This window comes from Nocardioides nitrophenolicus (genome assembly GCF_016907515.1).
Lineage (GTDB): Bacteria > Actinomycetota > Actinomycetes > Propionibacteriales > Nocardioidaceae > Nocardioides > Nocardioides nitrophenolicus.
This window is the reverse complement of record NZ_JAFBBY010000001.1, coordinates 3,471,921-3,487,651: the sequence shown is the minus strand read 5'-3', so window position 1 is coordinate 3,487,651 and position 15,731 is coordinate 3,471,921. Positions and strand designations below refer to the sequence as shown.

Annotated in this window: 12 protein-coding genes; 8 read left to right on the top strand and 4 right to left on the bottom strand. The window is 74.0% G+C overall.

The features are described from left to right. Nucleotides 1-176: 176 nt before the first annotated feature. Nucleotides 177-3,077 (top strand): amidase, encoded by a 2,901-nt coding sequence (locus JOD66_RS17000; RefSeq protein ID WP_204838026.1) that lies wholly within the window; start codon nt 177-179, stop codon nt 3,075-3,077. 84 nt (nt 3,078-3,161) lie between these two features. Here the strand turns inward: JOD66_RS17000 and JOD66_RS16995 are convergent, their stop codons facing one another. Genes JOD66_RS16995 through JOD66_RS16980 form a run of 4 tightly spaced genes read right to left on the bottom strand, consistent with a single transcriptional unit; the run spans nt 3,162 to nt 7,190 of the window. Then, nucleotides 3,162-4,436 carry a hydroxyacid-oxoacid transhydrogenase gene (locus JOD66_RS16995; RefSeq protein WP_204838025.1) on the bottom strand — a complete coding sequence of 425 codons (1,275 nt, stop codon included), beginning with the start codon at nt 4,434-4,436 and terminating at the stop codon, nt 3,162-3,164. Continuing rightward, nucleotides 4,433-5,317: an NUDIX domain-containing protein gene (locus JOD66_RS16990; RefSeq protein ID WP_239545276.1), complete on the bottom strand. Its 885-nt coding sequence runs from the start codon at nt 5,315-5,317 to the stop codon at nt 4,433-4,435. The genes JOD66_RS16995 and JOD66_RS16990 overlap by 4 nt, the downstream gene beginning before the upstream one ends. Nucleotides 5,318-5,356: 39 nt before the next feature. Next, nucleotides 5,357-6,601: a geranylgeranyl reductase family protein gene (locus JOD66_RS16985; protein ID WP_204838023.1), complete on the bottom strand. Its 1,245-nt coding sequence runs from the start codon at nt 6,599-6,601 to the stop codon at nt 5,357-5,359. Between the two features lie 25 nt (nt 6,602-6,626). Continuing rightward, entirely contained in the window at nt 6,627-7,190 is a 564-nt protein-coding gene (locus tag JOD66_RS16980) for a Uma2 family endonuclease (RefSeq protein WP_204838022.1), read from the bottom strand. Nucleotides 7,191-7,348: 158 nt separating this feature from the next. Between JOD66_RS16980 and JOD66_RS16975 the strand changes: the two genes are divergently transcribed. The 7 genes from JOD66_RS16975 (at nt 7,349) to JOD66_RS16945 (ending at nt 15,592) form a co-directional block, all read left to right on the top strand. Next, nucleotides 7,349-8,653, top strand: a complete 1,305-nt coding sequence (locus JOD66_RS16975; protein WP_204838021.1) for a TolB-like translocation protein — start codon at nt 7,349-7,351, stop codon at nt 8,651-8,653. Continuing rightward, entirely contained in the window at nt 8,650-9,129 is a 480-nt protein-coding gene (locus JOD66_RS16970) for a hypothetical protein (protein WP_204838020.1), read from the top strand. The genes JOD66_RS16975 and JOD66_RS16970 overlap by 4 nt, the downstream gene beginning before the upstream one ends. Nucleotides 9,130-9,176: 47 nt before the next feature. Further along, nucleotides 9,177-11,177, top strand: a complete 2,001-nt coding sequence (locus JOD66_RS29550) for a sensor histidine kinase (RefSeq protein WP_204838019.1) — start codon at nt 9,177-9,179, stop codon at nt 11,175-11,177. Beyond that, the gene (locus JOD66_RS16960) at nt 11,174-11,836 is read left to right on the top strand and encodes a response regulator transcription factor (RefSeq protein WP_204838018.1); all 663 of its coding nucleotides are present in this window, start codon (nt 11,174-11,176) and stop codon (nt 11,834-11,836) included. The genes JOD66_RS29550 and JOD66_RS16960 overlap by 4 nt, the downstream gene beginning before the upstream one ends. Before the next feature lie 98 nt (nt 11,837-11,934). After that, nucleotides 11,935-12,648 (top strand): hypothetical protein, encoded by a 714-nt coding sequence (locus JOD66_RS16955; protein ID WP_204838017.1) that lies wholly within the window; start codon nt 11,935-11,937, stop codon nt 12,646-12,648. Further along, nucleotides 12,645-14,123, top strand: a complete 1,479-nt coding sequence (locus JOD66_RS16950; RefSeq protein ID WP_204838016.1) for a hypothetical protein — start codon at nt 12,645-12,647, stop codon at nt 14,121-14,123. Before JOD66_RS16955 ends, JOD66_RS16950 begins: the two co-directional genes overlap by 4 nt. After that, a complete protein-coding gene (locus tag JOD66_RS16945; protein ID WP_204838015.1) occupies nt 14,123-15,592 on the top strand; it encodes a hypothetical protein in 1,470 nt (489 codons plus the stop codon). The genes JOD66_RS16950 and JOD66_RS16945 overlap by 1 nt, the downstream gene beginning before the upstream one ends. Nucleotides 15,593-15,731 lie beyond the last annotated feature (139 nt).

The following is a 15,731-nucleotide window of genomic DNA, read 5'->3' as shown; positions in this document are numbered from 1 at the left end:
CCACGTCGCACCGGACGAAATGGCTGCGATCGAAGCCGATCCACGACCATCCCGTCCGGTACGACGCACACCCGGGCGACCACCGAAACCGCGCGGACACCTCGTTGGAACAAGCCCTCACTAGTTTCGGCGAGCGTTCGACCGAGATCCGGCCGAGCAGGCAGAGGAGACCCCCCGTGACATCCCACCCCCACCAGCCACGACCACGCGCCCGCCGCCGGCTGCTCCCCGGCCTCGCGGCCGGGGCGATGACCGCCCTCACCGCCGGCCTGCTGGCCGCCGTCCCCACCCCCGCACAGGGCTGGAACTCGGTGCCCACCAGTGGCGGCGACACCTGGGGGGTGCACGACGCCGCGAATCCCGGGCTCGACACCGGCAGCGTCCGCAACACCGCCGGCAACGCCCTGCAGGGCTACGGCGGCCTGCGGATCGAGGTCGAGGACGGCACCAGCCGGCTCAACGGCGTGCTGCTCCGCGGCTTCGGGCTCACCTACGACGGTCACCAGACGTTCACCACCACCCGCGGCGTCGACGTCGACGGCGTCGTCGTCCGGCGCGAGCTCGTGGTCCCGGCGGGCGAGAGCTACGGCCGCTTCCTGGACACCTTCACCAACACCACGCACGAGGACGTCACCTTCGAGGTCGCCTTCGGTGGCCAGCTCGGCTACGACACCGGCGAGAACCAGAGCGAGATCAGCAGCACCGGCAGCGGCGACACCACCATCGACAGCGCGGACGGGTGGGCCTCCTGGTCGACGCCGACCACGGCCGCCGGCGCACCCAGCCAGAACGGCCCCTCCGCCACCGTCTTCGGTACGCCGGACCGGCCCGAGGCGCTCGACCGGATGGGCAGCTTCCTGCTCGACCCGTTCGCCACCCCGCTCGCGACCGAGGGCGACGCCGCCAACCATCCCGGCTTCGTCAACACCGTCACGGTCGCGCCGGGCGACAGCGCCTCGCTGCTGCACTACGTCGTGACCGGCCTGCCCGAGGGCCGCGCGGTGCTGGGCGCGACCCGGCCGGCCGGCTCGGAGGTGAGCCGGGTCGAGGCCGCGGCCGCCACCCTCGCCGCGCTGCCCGATGTCGCCGGGCTCAGCACCGCCGAGCTGTGCTCGGTCACCAACTTCGACGCGGGCGCGCTCGGCCTCGGCGGCGCGGAGTGCGACCAGCGGGCGCGCAACGAGCTGGTCAACCAGGCCCGCGGGGCGACCGCGGCACACACCCCGCCGACCACCTCGCCGTACGACGTCGTGGGCAAGTCCATCACCGAGCTGATCGCCGACATCAAGGCCGGGCGGACCAACTCCCAGCAGATCGTGCGGGCCTACCTGGACCGGATCGCGGCCTACGACCGCGGCCCGCTGGGCCTGAACTCGGTGATCACCGTCGCGCCCGACGCGATGGCCCAGGCCCGGGCCGCCGACCAGGCCCGCAGGAACGGCGACACCCGGCCGCTGCTCGGCATCCCCGTCCTGGCCAAGGACATCATCGACACCAAGGACCTGCCGACCACCGGCGGCTCGCGGGTGTTCGACGGCTACCAGCCGCCGACCGACGCCTTCCAGGTCGGCCTGATGCGCGAGGCCGGTGCGATCATCCTCGGCAAGGCGAACCTCGCCGAGTTCGCCAACGACGGCCACTACAGCCCCAACGGCTACGGCATGGTGTGGAACGCCTTCGACCCCTCGCGCAGCCCGATCGGCTCCAGCGGCGGGTCGGCCGTCGCGGTCGCGTCGAGCTTCGCCGCCGCGGCCTGGGGCACCCAGACCGGTGACTCGCTGTGGGGTCCGTCCGGCGCGGCCAGCCTGTACTCCCTGCGCGGCACCGACGGCATGCAGTCCAGCGCGGGCACCATGCCGCTCACCTTGATCCAGGACTACGTCGGCTGGATCGGGCAGTCCCTCGAGGACCTCGCCCTGCTGCTGGACGTGACGGCGGTCGACAACCCCGACGACGTGCTGGACGACGTCGCCAACGGCCACCGACCCGACGACTGGTCGGCGTACCTGAGCGCCGACGCGCTGCAGGGCAAGGTGATCGGCGTCCCCGCGACCGCCTTCGACGACCCGTTCGGAACCAGCGAGGTCAGCGACGCCCTCGAGGCCCGCTTCGCCGACTTCGAGGCGGCCGGCGCGACGGTCCGGGTGATCCCCGACTTCGCGAACGCCCCCACCCGCGGCAACTACGGCAACACCGGGTACGAGGGCTGGCTGCAGTGGCTGGCCGCGCACCCCGACGCGCCGTACACCCGGCCCGAGCAGATCACCAACAACCCGCTGCGGGTGCCCTACCAGTACCCGGGCCCCTACACCGGCGACGGAACCGGCATGACCGAGCAGCAGCAGCGCGACTTCGAGGCGTACCGGGCGCTGTACCGCGACAACCTCGCGGGCTGGATGGACGACAACGGCGTGGACGCGGTGCTCTACCCCGCCGAGCTCAGCGAGATCCACCTCAACGACTCGATCCAGCCCAGCTTCGGCCGGAAGGACCCGCAGTCCTCCGCGGCCGGCGTGCCGACGGTCATCTTCCCCGCGGGCGCGACCGAGAACGGCAACCCGGTCGGCTTCCAGCTCCAGGGCAAGGCGTTCCAGGACGCCGAGCTGATGGGCTTCGCCTACGCCTTCGACAAGATCGCCAACGGGCGGATCCTGCCGACCGACGTCACCCCGCGCCTGGCGTACGACGCCGACGCGGTGCCGGGCGGCGTCGACCCGCTCGTCCCGCTGCCCGAGCCGCCGGTCGTCACGCCGGCCGCCGCGAAGCGGCTGACCGTCCTCGACCGCTCCGCCAGGGCGGCGCTGCGCAAGGGCAAGGCCCGGGTGGCGCTCAGCATCGGCTGCGCGAGTGTCGCGGACGACTGCACCGGGTCGGTCCAGGTGCGGGTCGGCAAGCGCGTGTTCACCGCACCTGCCGTCGTCGGGGCGGGCGGCCAGTCGACCGTCAAGGTCCGGCTGAGCAAGGCGGCGTCGGCCACGCTGCGCAAGGGCCGCAAGCTGACCGTGTGGGTCACCTTCGCCGGCACCGACACCACGGCCAGCACCACCACGCCGATCAAGGTGAAGGTGCGCCGCTGACCTGAGTCCCCGTCGTACCGGACGAAATGGCTGCAATCGTGGCCGATCCACGACCATTTCGTCCGGTACGACGCCCGGACCCGCTCACCAGTGCTCGAGGGACGCGGTGATGATCGTGGCGAGGTCCTCGCCGGCCACGTCCTTGGGCGCGGTGGCGAGCAGCCGCTGCTGCTGCAGCGCGCCCTCGACCAGTGCGTCCACGTCGCCGGCGCCGTAGCCGACCTCGGCCAGGCCGTTGGGGATCCCGATGTCGCGCATCAGCGCCGCGATCACGCCGGGCAGCACGGAGGCGTCGGAGCCCGCGACACCCGGCGACAGCAGCTGCGCGGCCCGCAGGTGCCGCTCGGGCGCGGCGTCGAAGGTGAACCGGAACGCCTCCGGCGCGGTCAGCGCGACGGCCATGCCGTGGGGCACCATCGCCTCGTCCTGGGGATAGTCGGCGGGCCGGAAGTCACGGACCCGGCCGGCGATCGGGTAGGCGTTGGCGTGAGGGATGTGGACGCCGGCGTTGCCGAAGCCGAGGCCGGCGAAGGTGGCGGCGAGCGCCATCTGCTCGGCCGCCTCGGCGCCCTCCTCCCCCTCCCGCGCCGAGCGGACGGCGGCCCGGAAGGCCCCGGACAGCATCCCCAGCGCCCGCTCCGACCACAGGTCCGCGATCGGGTTGGCGCCGCAGTAGGGCACCCGCTGCTCGGCCTGCTTGGCCGGGAAGTCGGCGTACCAGCGGGCGGTGTAGCTCTCCAGCGCGTGGCACAGGATGTCCATCCCGGCCGCCGCGATCACGCCCGCCGGCTGGGTCGCCGACAGCGCCGGGTCGACCACGGCCAGGCGCGGGCGCAGCGCCGGGTGGCTGATGCCGGTCTTCACCTTCAGCGCGAGCACGTCCAGCACGCAGATCGTGGTCGACTCGGCGCCGGTGCCGGTCGTGGTCGGTACGGCGGCCAGCGGCAGCACCGGCTGCTCGGGCGCGCGCGCCTTGCCGATCGGCGCGTTGACGTAGTCCATCAGCTCGCCCGGGTTGGTGACCAGCAGCGCGACCGCCTTCGCGGTGTCGATCGCGGAGCCGCCGCCCACCGCGACCACCGCGTCGAACCGGCCCGCGCCCCGGGCGAAGGCCACCGCCTCCTCCAGCGACGCGTCGGTCGGCTCGACCCGGGCGCCGGCATAGGTGACCACCTCGATGCCGTGGCCGCCCAGCGACGCGGCGACGGTCTCGGCGTGTCCGGCGGCCAGCACGCCCGGGTCGGTCACGAGCAGGGCCCGGCGCGCGCCCCAGCCGCGGACGTCGTAGCCGACCTCGGCGGCGGCGCCCCGGCCGAACTTGAGTGCGGGCGCGGCGTAGGTGAAGACGGTCTCGGTCACCCGGCGACAGTATCGCCGGCGGCCTCGATCGCGGCCCGGACCGAGCCGTAGACCTTGATCCGGCGCGCGGCCACGTCGGCGAGCGGCACCCACGCCGCCTCGTCGGTGGTGCCGTCCTCCTCGACGACGTGGGGCTCCCCGGGGCCTACCTCGGCGTGGTAGATCACCCCGATCGCGTGGAAGTCCTCCTCGCGACCATTGGGCGCGGTGCCGGTGAAATGGTGGTCGAGGACGGTCAGCAGGTCACCGGCCTCCCCCTCCAGCCCGCACTCCTCCCACAGCTCGCGCCGGATCGTGTCGCGCGGCGACTCGCCGTGGTCGATCCCACCCCCGGGCAGGTGCCAGGTCCCGGGGTCGGGCGCCAGGTCCGAGGTCCGGGTCAGCAGGATCGCGTCGTCGCGCACCACGTAGGCGTAGGCGGCGGTGCGCTGCCGCTGGCGCACGGCGTACGACGCCAGCGCCTCGGTCACCAGGCCGACCGTCGGCACGCTGCCATCGAGCACCGCGGCGATCGGCTTCCAGGCCGCCTCCGCGGTCGAGCCGTCGACCTCGGTGACGTGGGGCTCGGGCGCGTCGGCCGGCACCCAGCCCTCGTAGACGATCCGCACCGAGTGCGCGTCGACCCGGCGCCCCCGGCGCCACGAGTCGGCGACGTGGAGGGAGTAGACGTGGGCCGTCTCGCCGACCTCGGCGTGCAGCCCGGTCTCCTCGTAGACCTCGCGCACCACCGCGTCGCGCGGATCCTCGCCGTGGTCGACGCCGCCGCCCGGCAGCGACCACAGCTCCCGCTTGGTCACCCGCTCGGCCAGCCGGGAGAGCAGGATCCGGTCGCCGCGGACGATGACGGCGTACGCCGCCAGCCGCTGCACCCGCTGCCCCATCGCCCGACCTCCTCTGCCGTCCACCCTAGGGGGTGGGCATCAGGAGAAGGGCGGGCGGCTGTCGCGGGCCAGGGAGTGCCGCCCGGCCCAGCGCCACACCCGCGCCGAGCGGTCGCGGTCCTCGTCGGTCACCAGGTTGCCCATCCAGCGCAGGGCGAGGGTCATCAGCAGGTCGGAGCGCATCCCGACCGGGCCGAGCGCCGGCAGCAGCCGCGGCACGGTCACCAGCCCGGCCAGGCGCCGGGCGATCGAGAAGGACTCGCCGTAGTGCTCGCGCAGGATCTCGGGCCAGACCGCACCCAGGTCGGCGTCGGGCCGCTCGGCGAGCAGCTCGGCGACCACCCGCCCGGTCTCCAGGCCGTAGTCGATGCCCTCGCCGTTGAGCGGGTTCACGCAGGCCGCGGCGTCACCGATCAGCGCCCAGTTGCGGCCGGCGACGTGGGAGACGGCGCCGCCCATCGGCAGCAGCGCCGACGTCGGGGCGCGCAGCTCCTCGCCGAGCCCGAACTCCGCACGGAGCCGGTCGGCGTACAGCTTCATCAGGGGTTTGATCGCCACGTCGGCGGGCCGCTTCGCGGTGGCGAGGGTGCCGGCGCCGAGGTTGACCTCGCCGCTCTGGCGGCCCAGCGGGAAGATCCAGCCGTAGCCCGACAGGATCTCGTCCTGCTCGCCGCGCAGCTCGAGGTGGGAGCTGATCCACGGGTCGTCGGCGCGGGTCGAGGTGACGTAGGAGCGCCCGGCGACGCCGTAGACCGTGTCGCGGTGCCACTCCCGTCCCAGCACCTTGCCCAGCGGAGAGCGCACCCCGTCGGCGACCACCAGCCGCCGGCAGGCGATCTCGCGCCCGTCCTTGAGCACGACCGCGGCGACCCGCGCCCCGTCCATCCGTACGTCGACCGCCCGGGCCCCGTCGAGCCCGGTGGCCCCGGCCTTGAGCGCGGTGCTGCGCAGGTGGTCGTCGAGCTCGGTGCGGGCGATCGCACTGCCCCAGTCGGGCAGGTGGCCGCCCGGCCACGGCAGGTGCAGCGTCTGCCCGAACCCGTGCGCCCGCAGGCCCTGGTTGACCGTGTGGGAGCGCACCCAGTCGCGCAGCCCGAGCCGCTCCAGCTCCCCGATCGCCCGCGGCGTCAGCCCGTCGCCGCAGGTCTTGTCGCGCGGGAACACCGCCGCGTCGGCCAGGACCACGTCCAGCCCGGCACGGGCCGCCCAGGTGGCGGCCGCGGAGCCGGCGGGACCGGCACCGACGACGAGGACGTCGGTGCTCAGGGAGGGCGCGCTCGTCATGCCCGCCATTCTCGCAGCGCGCGCCTCAGCGACCACCTTCCGGGCCGACCAGCTCCGACGGCACGACCGTCACCGCGAACGGCTGCCTCGCCGTCCACGGCTCGTCACCGGCGCGGTCCAGGACCTCGACGTAGGCGCCCTCGCGCAGCTCCCACACGATCAGCCGGCCGCCCAGCGGGTCGACCACCCAGTACGACGGGATCCCCGCCCGCTCGTAGCGCTTGAACTTGGTGTTGAGGTCGTAGAGGGCGGTGCTCGGCGAGAGGATCTCGATCACCAGCAGCGGGTTCACCTCGATCGGGTCCGACCCGACCACGTGACTCGGATCGACGACCAGCACATCGGGCTGGACCACCGTGTCCGGAGACAGGACGTCGACCGGCGCGGCCCAGGTCTCCAGATGCGGGGGCGCCGCCGCGAAGAGCAGCTTCAGCAGCCGCATCTGGGTGCGCTGGTGCGGGATCGACGGCGAGCTCATGACGGTCAGCACCCCGTCAATCAGCTCGAGCCGGCGATCGGGCTCCCACAGCTGCGCGACGTCGTACGCCGTCAGCGTCTGCCCCTGCGGCAGGTCGAGGTCCAGCGTCATGGCCTCCATTGTGCATCGTCCTCCCGAGATCGGTCATCCGTCGATCCTGGGTACCACCCGGGTCCGACGCAACCGGTCCTCCACAGGCCCGCACCGTCCCGGGAACTCGGGCCACCGAGCCCTGGAACCCGGGTCGCGCCCCCGGCCACTGTCACTCCATGCGACCACCCCTGCGCCTCCTCCTCCCCCTCGTCCTGGCCCTCGTCGCCGGCGTCCTCGGCCTGCCCGGCGCGGGCCCGTCCCCGGCCGCCGCCGCCCCGTCGAACGCGGGCACGATCGTCTATCTCAAGGGCTATGACATCTACGTGGCCCGTCCCGACGGCACCGGCGAGCGCCGGCTGACCACCGACGGCACCCTGAACAACCCGTGGCGCTCGCCGAGCAGCGCGGACGACGGGACCGTGGTCGCGGGGCGGGGGCCGCTGGTGGTGCGGATGGACCAGTGGGGCACCGTGCTCAACAGCTTCGACCCGCCGGACCTGTGGGACTCGGCGGGCGAGACCATCGGCGGCACCATCCAGCACGTCCAGGTCTCCCCCGACGGATCGCGGGTGGCCTACACCTTCGAGCACCACAGCTGCCCGCCGCGCGGCGCCTGCCGGCTGCGCTGGACGACCGCGATCAGCGCGTCCACGGCACTGACCTCCGCCCTCCCGTACGGCTTCGCGTTCTTCCCGGACCCGTCCTGGGTCACCGGTTCGCGCCTGGTCACCGGGGGCAACACCGACGACCTGCACATGTTCGACCCCGGCGTCAGCGAGAACCTCTGGTTCAACGACGCCCAGCCCAATGTGAGCGACCAGCACGACCTGTTCGAGCCGGCGATCTCGCGCGACGGCTCGATGATGGCGACCGTCCGCGGGGTCGGCCCGGAGCAGCACATGGGGATCTGGCAGCTCAACGGCAACATCCTCACCGGCCCGATCCGGGCCGGCGTCCCCGCGATCTGGCCGACCCTGATCTGCAAGTGGATCGAGGCCAGCTTCTCCAGCCCCACCTTCGCGCCGGACAGCTCCTCGCTGGCGTGGGCCGAGGGCGACGGGATCTGGGTGCTCGAGGACCCGCTGGGCTGCGACATCCCGCCGTCGCTGGTGGTCCCGGGCGGCTACGCCCCGCACTGGAGCGCAGCGGCCCTGCAGTCGGTGCGGCCGACCTACCCGACCCCGCCGGGCGGCGGCGCCGGCAGCGGCTTCGCGCTCACCGCGGCGCCCACCGTCAAGGCCAAGGGCACGGCCCGGGTCGGCACCCGGCTGCGGGCGACCGCCGGCACCTGGCGGCCGGCACCGAGCGCGGTGCGCTACCAGTGGCTGCGCGACGGCAAGGCGATCACGAAGGCAACCAAGGCGTCGTACCGGATCAAGAAGGTCGACCGGAAGCACCGGATCAGCGTCCGGGTGACGGTGAGCCGGGCCGGATACGCCGACGCGGTGGCGACCAGCCGCAAGGTCAAGGTGCGCCGATGAGGCGGGCCGCGGTCCACCTGCTCGCGGGCGTCGCGCTGGCCGTGTCCGCCACCGCCTGCGGCGACGACACCGCCGACCCGCCCGGCGCGGACGCCCCCGGCGCCGACACCGCCGACCCGCCCGGCGACACGGCTGCGAACGTCCCCGAGGAGTGCCGCGCCGCCTTCCCCCAGGCCCTGGAGCAGCCCGACCTCGGCGAGATCGCGCTGCTGCCGGACGGCTTCCCCGAGCCCCCGGTCGACGCCACGCTGTGCGTCACCGCCGAGACGGTGGGCGGCGCCCAGGAGACGGCGTCCTATGCGAGCCCCGCGAGCGCGGAGGAGGTGCTCGCGGGCTACGAGACCGCCCTCGCGTCGTACGGCGCCGCCCGGGACCGGGACGGCGTCGGGCGGCCGATCGTCACGGCGAACGCCGGCGAGGTGGTCATCCAGGTCACGCCCCAGGAGGGCGGCTTCGTGCTGGCCTTCGCGCGCTGAGGCCGAACCCGCCCCATCGGGCAGGCGAAGCAGCGATGATGGCGACCGTGTCCGCATCCGACGTCTCCCGCCCGGTCGCGGCGGGGCTCGGCGTCGGCCAGGCCCTGGTCGCGGCCGCCACCCTCGCGGTGCTGCTGACGACCGGCGACGTCGCGGACCCGCCGTACCAGGTGCGCCGCGAGCTGGCCCCGCTCGACCTGATCGCGAGCCTGATGTACGGCCCGCTTGGGGGGCTGATCGTGGTCCGCAGCCGCCATGCCGTGGGCTGGGCCTTCCTCGTCATCGGCGGCGGGTACGGCGCCACGTCGGCCGCGATCGCCTGGACGGTGCTGTGCGTGGACCGTCCGGACCTGCCCGGCGCGGGGCTGGCGGCACCGGTGCTGCTGACCGGCTGGACGACGGCGACCCTGGTGTCGCTGCTCGTGCTGCCCTTCCTGCTGACCCCGGGCCCACCTGTCGGCTGGGCGCGCCGGTTCGCCGTCCTCGGCGCGCTCGTGGTCGCGGGCGCGAGCGGTCTGCGGCTGCTCATCCAGACCGAGGGCGCGCCGCCGAACCCGCTGACGGGCGGCGCGGTCGCCGACTTCGCGTACGACGCCGACGCCGCACTGATCCCGATCTACTTCCTGCTCGGCCTCGCGGTCGTCGGGTGGCTGGGCCATCGGCTCCGCACCGGCGGCCCGGAGCAGCGCCGGGGCCTGGTCTGGCTGCTGCTCGCGCTGTTCGCGGTCGCCTGGGCCTACATGACCTTCGAGATCGGGGTCAGCCTCGACGGCACCTGGTTCGTGGCGGGCATCGTGCTGCTGTCGCTGGCCGAGGTGATGCTGCTGGCGGCCGTGTTCGTGTTGATCCGCAGCCAGCCGTCGTGGCGGGTCGACCTCGCCATCTCCCGCACCCTGGTCGGGCTGCTGCTGACGGCGAGCCTGGTGGCGGCGTACGTGCTCGCGGTGTGGGCGCTCAGCATGGTGCTGCCCTGGGGCGCCGAGTCGACCGGCCTGGTCGCCGTCGCGGCCCTGGCCCTGGCCGTGCTCCCGCTGCGCGACTGGCTGCAGGGTCAGGTCGAGCGCCTGGTCTTCGGCTCCGGCGCCGACCCCTCGGCGCTGCTGGAGCGGATCGCCCAGGCGATCGACGCCGGCGACCCGGACAGTCCGCAGCTGAGCAGCCTGGTCGAGGCGCTACGGCGAGCGCTGCGGCTGGCGCGGGTCGAGGTCAGCCTGCACCAGAGCACCGTCGCGTCCGCGGGCCGCCGCGACGCGGACGACGACGACCGGGCGCTGCACCTCGACCTGCATCCGCGCGGGCGCACGGTCGGGGTGCTGAGCGTGGTCCCGCCCCGGGGCGAGCGCCTCGACCCCCGTACCGTGCGCCTGCTGCGCCAGATCTCAGGTCTGGTCGCGGTCGCCGCCCAGCTCGACGACGCCAACCGGGCGGTGGAGGAGGCGCGGGCCCGGGTCGTGGAGGTGCGCCAGGAGGAGCGCCGGCTGCTCCGCCGCGAGCTGCACGACGGGCTCGGCCCCGCACTGTCCGGCACCGCCCTCGCCCTCGCCGCCGTCCCGACCACCTCGGCGCTGAGCGACGCCGACGCGGTGCTGCTCGGCCGGCTCGTGGAGGAGCTGAGCCGGCGTGCGGACGACGTGCGCCAGATGGCCCGGGTGCTGCTGCCGCCCGTGCTCGACGAGGGGCGCCTCGGCGACGCGCTGCGGCTGTTGGCCGAGCGCTACTCGATGCCGCGCTTCTCGGTCACCGTCGACGCGCCGTACGCCGACGGCCTCGACGGGATCCACCAGATCGTCGTGTACCAGGTGGCGGCCGAGGCGGTCCGCAACGCCGCCCGGCACGCCGGCGCCCGGCACTGCGCCGTGCGGCTCGGTCTGCCCGCTACCGGCGGGGTGCGGCTGGAGGTGTCCGACGACGGGCACGGGATCGGGGACGCCGCCGTTCCCGGCGTCGGGATGGCGTCGATGCGCGAGCGCGCCGCGGAGCTCGGGGGCACCGTCGAGGTGCACCCCGGTGAGGAGAGAGGGACCTGCGTGGTCATGGTGCTGCCGTGAACGGGACCGAGCCGATCCGGGTGCTGGTCGTCGACGACCATCCGGTCTTCCGGATCGGGATGGGCGCGCTGCTGCGCTCGCTGCCCGACGTCGAGGTGGTCGGCGAGGCGGCCGACCGGGCCGAGGCGCTGGCGGCGGTCGAGGAGCACGCGCCCCACGTGGTGCTGATGGATCTCGACCTCGGTGACGACTCGGGCGTCGAGACCACCCGCGAGCTGTGCCGCCGCGACCCGACCCTCGGCGTCCTGGTGATCACCATGCTCGGCGACGACGACTCGCTCTTCGCCTCCATCCGCGCCGGCGCCCGCGGCTTCCTGCTCAAGGGCGCCTCCCCCGACGACGTGGCGCGAGCGGTGCGCTCGGTCGCCAACGGCGACTTCCTGCTCGGACCTCAGCTCGCCCAGCGCGGCGCGCTCTACCTCTCCGGCGCCCGGACCCGCGGCACGCTGCCGTTCCCCGAGCTGACCGACCGCGAGCGCGAGGTCGTCGACCTGGTCGCCCGAGGCTATGACAACGCCACGATCGCCCGGCGCCTGGTGCTGAGCAGCAAGACCGTGCGCAACTACGTCTACGGCGTGCTGGCCAAGCTCGACGTACCCGACCGCGGGCAGCTCATCGTGCGGGCCCGCGAGGCCGGGCTGGGCGCCGAGGAGAGCTGAGCGGAGCCGATGTCCCGGCCGATGTCCCGAGGCACGGCCCGACAGGTCAGGACGCGATGACCTGACGCCCGGGCCGTCGACCTGCCGAGTCTCGGAGCATGAACGAAACCACCCCCCGACCCCCGTCCGCCCCCGCGCCGGAGGCCGCGCCGGCCGCCGGCGGCTTCACCGCCTGGCCGCTGCTGATCTCGCTGTGCGGCCTGCTCGGCATCGTCGCGCTCTTCCTCGAGGGCCGCCCCGACGCCAACGGCAGCGACTTCGACTACCCGGTCACCGCCGAGGACGTGCTCGGCCTGGACCATGTGCCCTACCGCCTCTCGGGCGCGGTGGGCTACGTCCTCGCCCTGCTCCTCATCGCGGCCGCCGTGCTGTGGCGGCACCGGGTCGAGCGTCGCTTCCCCGGCTCCTCCGGCGCCACCGCCGTGTCGTACGGCGTGCTGGCCACCGCGGCCCTGGTGACGCTGACCTACGGCTGGCGCGGCGCGGTCGGGAACTACCTCCCGTCCGGCGCGGAGGGCGACACCTACGACGCGGCCGGCGTCTACAGCTACTACATCATGACGGACTTCAGCCCCTACATCGCCTTCATCCCGCTGCTCGCTTCGGCCTACGGGCTGGCCTGGATGGCCTTCCGCGAGCGCCTGGTCTCCCGGGGCCTGGGCGCCCTCTCGGCGCTGCTCGCCTCCGCGCTGTTGGTCGCGGTGTTCCTCACCGGCGTCCCCGGCCTGCCGTCGATGATCATCGTCGGCCTGGTCGTCGCCGGCATCTGGCTGGCCGTCGGCCGCAGCCCGATCACGGCGGCGCAGTCATGAGATGCCGTGCCGTCGCCGCCGCGGTGGTGGCGACGGCCGCGGCCGCGGCCGCCACCGCGACCGCCTCCCCCGCCCGGGCCGAGCCGACGGCCTTCGACACCACTCCGCCGACCATCTTCATCGAGGTCGACGAGAGCCCGGGCACCGGCGCCTGGGCCGGCTGGTACGCCGAGCCGGTGACGGTGCACGTCTACGCCACCGACAACCTGGGCGTGGTCACGGTCGACTACGAGCTCACCGGCGCCCAGACCGGCACCGGCCAGACCGACCAGCACGGCGTCGCGCTGACCGTCGACGCCCAGGGCGTCACCACCCTCGACGTGGTCGCCACCGACCTGTTCGGCAACACCGCGGCCCGCACCTACGGCATCGGCGTCGACCTCACCAACCCGACGATCGCCTTCGGCGGCAGCGCCACCGACGGCCGCACCATCCGGCGCGGCGAGAACCGGCCGCTGACGATCACCTGCACCGACGTGCCCACCGCGATCAAGTCCTGCCAGGCCCGCATCGGCCAGGAGCGGTTCGGCTTCGGCGAGCCGGTGCCGACCCAGGCCAACGGGACCTACGCGGTCCAGGTGACCGCGATCGACGCCGTCGGTCGCTGGAACGAGCGGACCTTCACCTACACGGTGGCCGACCCGCTGCTCCAGGTGACCGGCAACCCGTCGATCACCGGGAACCCGACCACGGCCCGGGTGGGCCAGACCCTCACCGCGACCGGTGGCACCTTCGCGCCCAAGGCGACCCGGGTCGACTACCACTGGCAGGTGGGCGGAGAGTCGGTCGGCGAGGGCCCGACCTACGTCGTGCGAGCCGCCGACCTCGGCAAGCGGATCTCGATGTACGCCGTCGGTGTCCGCGCGGACCACGACGACGGGACGACGCCCACGGTCGGCAGCGTGCTGGCCGTCGCCGGCGCGCTCGAGGTCGACGGCCAGTCGATCGTGACCGGGACGGCACACGAGGGCGGGGTGCTGAGCATCGCCGGACCGCGGGTGACGCCGCAGCCGCAGAACATCGCCAACCTCTGGACCATCGACGGCGCCGTCGTCGAGACCGACGCCCCCCGGCTGGCCCTGACCGGCGAGCACGTCGGGCGGCGGATCAGCTGCGAGCAGGTCCACACCCGGCCCGGGTACGCCGACGTGCGCACCCCCTGCCGGTTCGCCGACGGCCGCACCGAGGTGAGCGTCACCGGGAACGCCTGGACCGTGCAGGCGCCCGCCGGGCTCACTGGCCGGGCGAAGGTCCGCAAGGTGCTCCGCGCGGTCGTGCCGCAGCTCTCCGGCCCCGCGACGACGCACACCTACCAGTGGCTGCGCAACGGCAAGCCGATCGCCGGGGCCACCGGGTCGACGTACAAGGTGCGCAAGGGGGACGCCAAGCGCCGGATCAGCGTGCAGGTGACCGCCTCCACGCCGCACCGGCCGGACGTGGTGTCCACCTCCGCGGCGAAGAGGGTTCGGCGCTGATGCACCACCGTCCACGGAGCCGCCGGCTCCTCGCGACGCTCGCCCTGGCTTGCGCCGGGGCGAGCGTCGCCGGCCCGGCCCACGCCGCCGACACCACTCCACCCACGATCCACATCACCGTGCCCGACAGCCCGGGGCGGGGCGCCTGGGTCGGCTGGTACGCCGGCCCGGTCGACGTCGCCATCAATGCCGTCGACGACGACCGCTGCCTCACCGCGCTGCTCTACCGGCTGACCGGCGCCGAGACCGGGTGGGGCGGCAGCGGCGGCGCGCCGACCGGGCACACCGTCACCCACGAGGGTGTCACCACGCTGACCGTCACCGCTCGGGACTGTGCCGGCAACGAGGCGACCCGGGCCTACGGCGTCGGGCTCGACCTGAGCGACCCGACTATCGCCTTCAGCGGGAGCGCGACCACCACGCTCGATATCGGCCGAGGCGAGGTACGCCCGCTCGTCTACACCTGCGCCGACCAGCCCACCGCGGTCATCTCCTGCGCCGGCCGGATCGCCGACACCCCCTTCACCTCCGGCGACCTGGTGCCGACCGAGACCAACGGGCCACGGACGGTCACCGTCACGGCCGTCGACGCCGTCGGACGCCGGGCCGAGAGGTCCTTCGCCTACACCGTGGTGGACCCGAGGTTGGAGGGAGTCGAGCCCCCGCGGATCGAAGGCCATCCCGACCATCTCCGTGTCGGCCAGACCTACACCGTGGTACCCCCGACGTTCCATCCCGCCGCGACGGGCGTCACCTACCGCTGGACCGACGCGTGGGGCAGCACGGTCCACGAGGGCCGCACCTTCGTGGCCCGCCGCGAGCACCTAGGCGTGGACATCAAGGTGGTGGCCACCGGAACCCGGGACGGCTATGCCCCGACGGAGTACGACCAGACGGACACGGTCCGCGTCGTTGCGGACCTGAGCGTCACCGGCCGCCCTTCCGTGACCACCGCGCCGGTCGAGGGCGCGAGCCTCCGCGTCGCCGCCCCTGCCAGCGTCGACCCCGCGCCCGAGGTCACGAGAACCATCTGGACCGTCGGATCCCGGAGGGTCGATGCCGAGCAGATCACCCTGACCGGTGCCGACGTGGGCCAACCGGTCGGCTGCGAGCAGGTCTACCGCCGAGACGGCTATACCGACGTCCACGCGCCGTGTGTCTTTCCCGGCGGCGCCACCACCGTGACCGTCGCCGGTCACGCCTGGACCGTGCTCACAGCAGCAGCACTCAAGGGCAGGGCGAGGGTCGGTACGAGGCTGCGCGCCGTCCTCCCCGTGCTCTCCGGTCCCGCCACGTCCTACTCCTACCGATGGCTGCGCGGCGGCAAGCCCATCAAGAGCGCCACCGGCGCCTCCTACAAGCTCCGCAAGGCCGACGCGGGGCGCAAGGTCACCGTGCGCGTCACGGCGTCGACCGCGCACCGCGCCGACACCGTCTCGGTCGCCACCCCGAAACGGGTGCACCGATGACGCGGCGCCGGCCCTGCGGACGCCCACGGCTCGCGATGCTCGCCCTGGCCCGCGCCACGGCGGGCATCGCGGGCCAGGCACCCGCCGCGGCCGCCCGATGTCCCGGCCCGATGTCCCGAGAAGTCGGGCAAGTCTCATC

Coding starts and splice junctions, on each gene's coding strand:
- JOD66_RS16985 (WP_204838023.1), bottom strand. CDS start 6,601: ATGACGAGCGCGCCCTCCCTGAGCACCGACGTCCTCGTCGTCGGTGCC.
- JOD66_RS16980 (WP_204838022.1), bottom strand. CDS start 7,190: ATGACGCTGGACCTCGACCTGCCGCAGGGGCAGACGCTGACGGCGTAC.
- JOD66_RS16990 (WP_239545276.1), bottom strand. CDS start 5,317: ATGGGGCAGCGGGTGCAGCGGCTGGCGGCGTACGCCGTCATCGTCCGC.
- JOD66_RS16970 (WP_204838020.1), top strand. CDS start 8,650: ATGAGGCGGGCCGCGGTCCACCTGCTCGCGGGCGTCGCGCTGGCCGTG.
- JOD66_RS16950 (WP_204838016.1), top strand. CDS start 12,645: ATGAGATGCCGTGCCGTCGCCGCCGCGGTGGTGGCGACGGCCGCGGCC.
- JOD66_RS16975 (WP_204838021.1), top strand. CDS start 7,349: ATGCGACCACCCCTGCGCCTCCTCCTCCCCCTCGTCCTGGCCCTCGTC.
- JOD66_RS16945 (WP_204838015.1), top strand. CDS start 14,123: ATGCACCACCGTCCACGGAGCCGCCGGCTCCTCGCGACGCTCGCCCTG.
- JOD66_RS16955 (WP_204838017.1), top strand. CDS start 11,935: ATGAACGAAACCACCCCCCGACCCCCGTCCGCCCCCGCGCCGGAGGCC.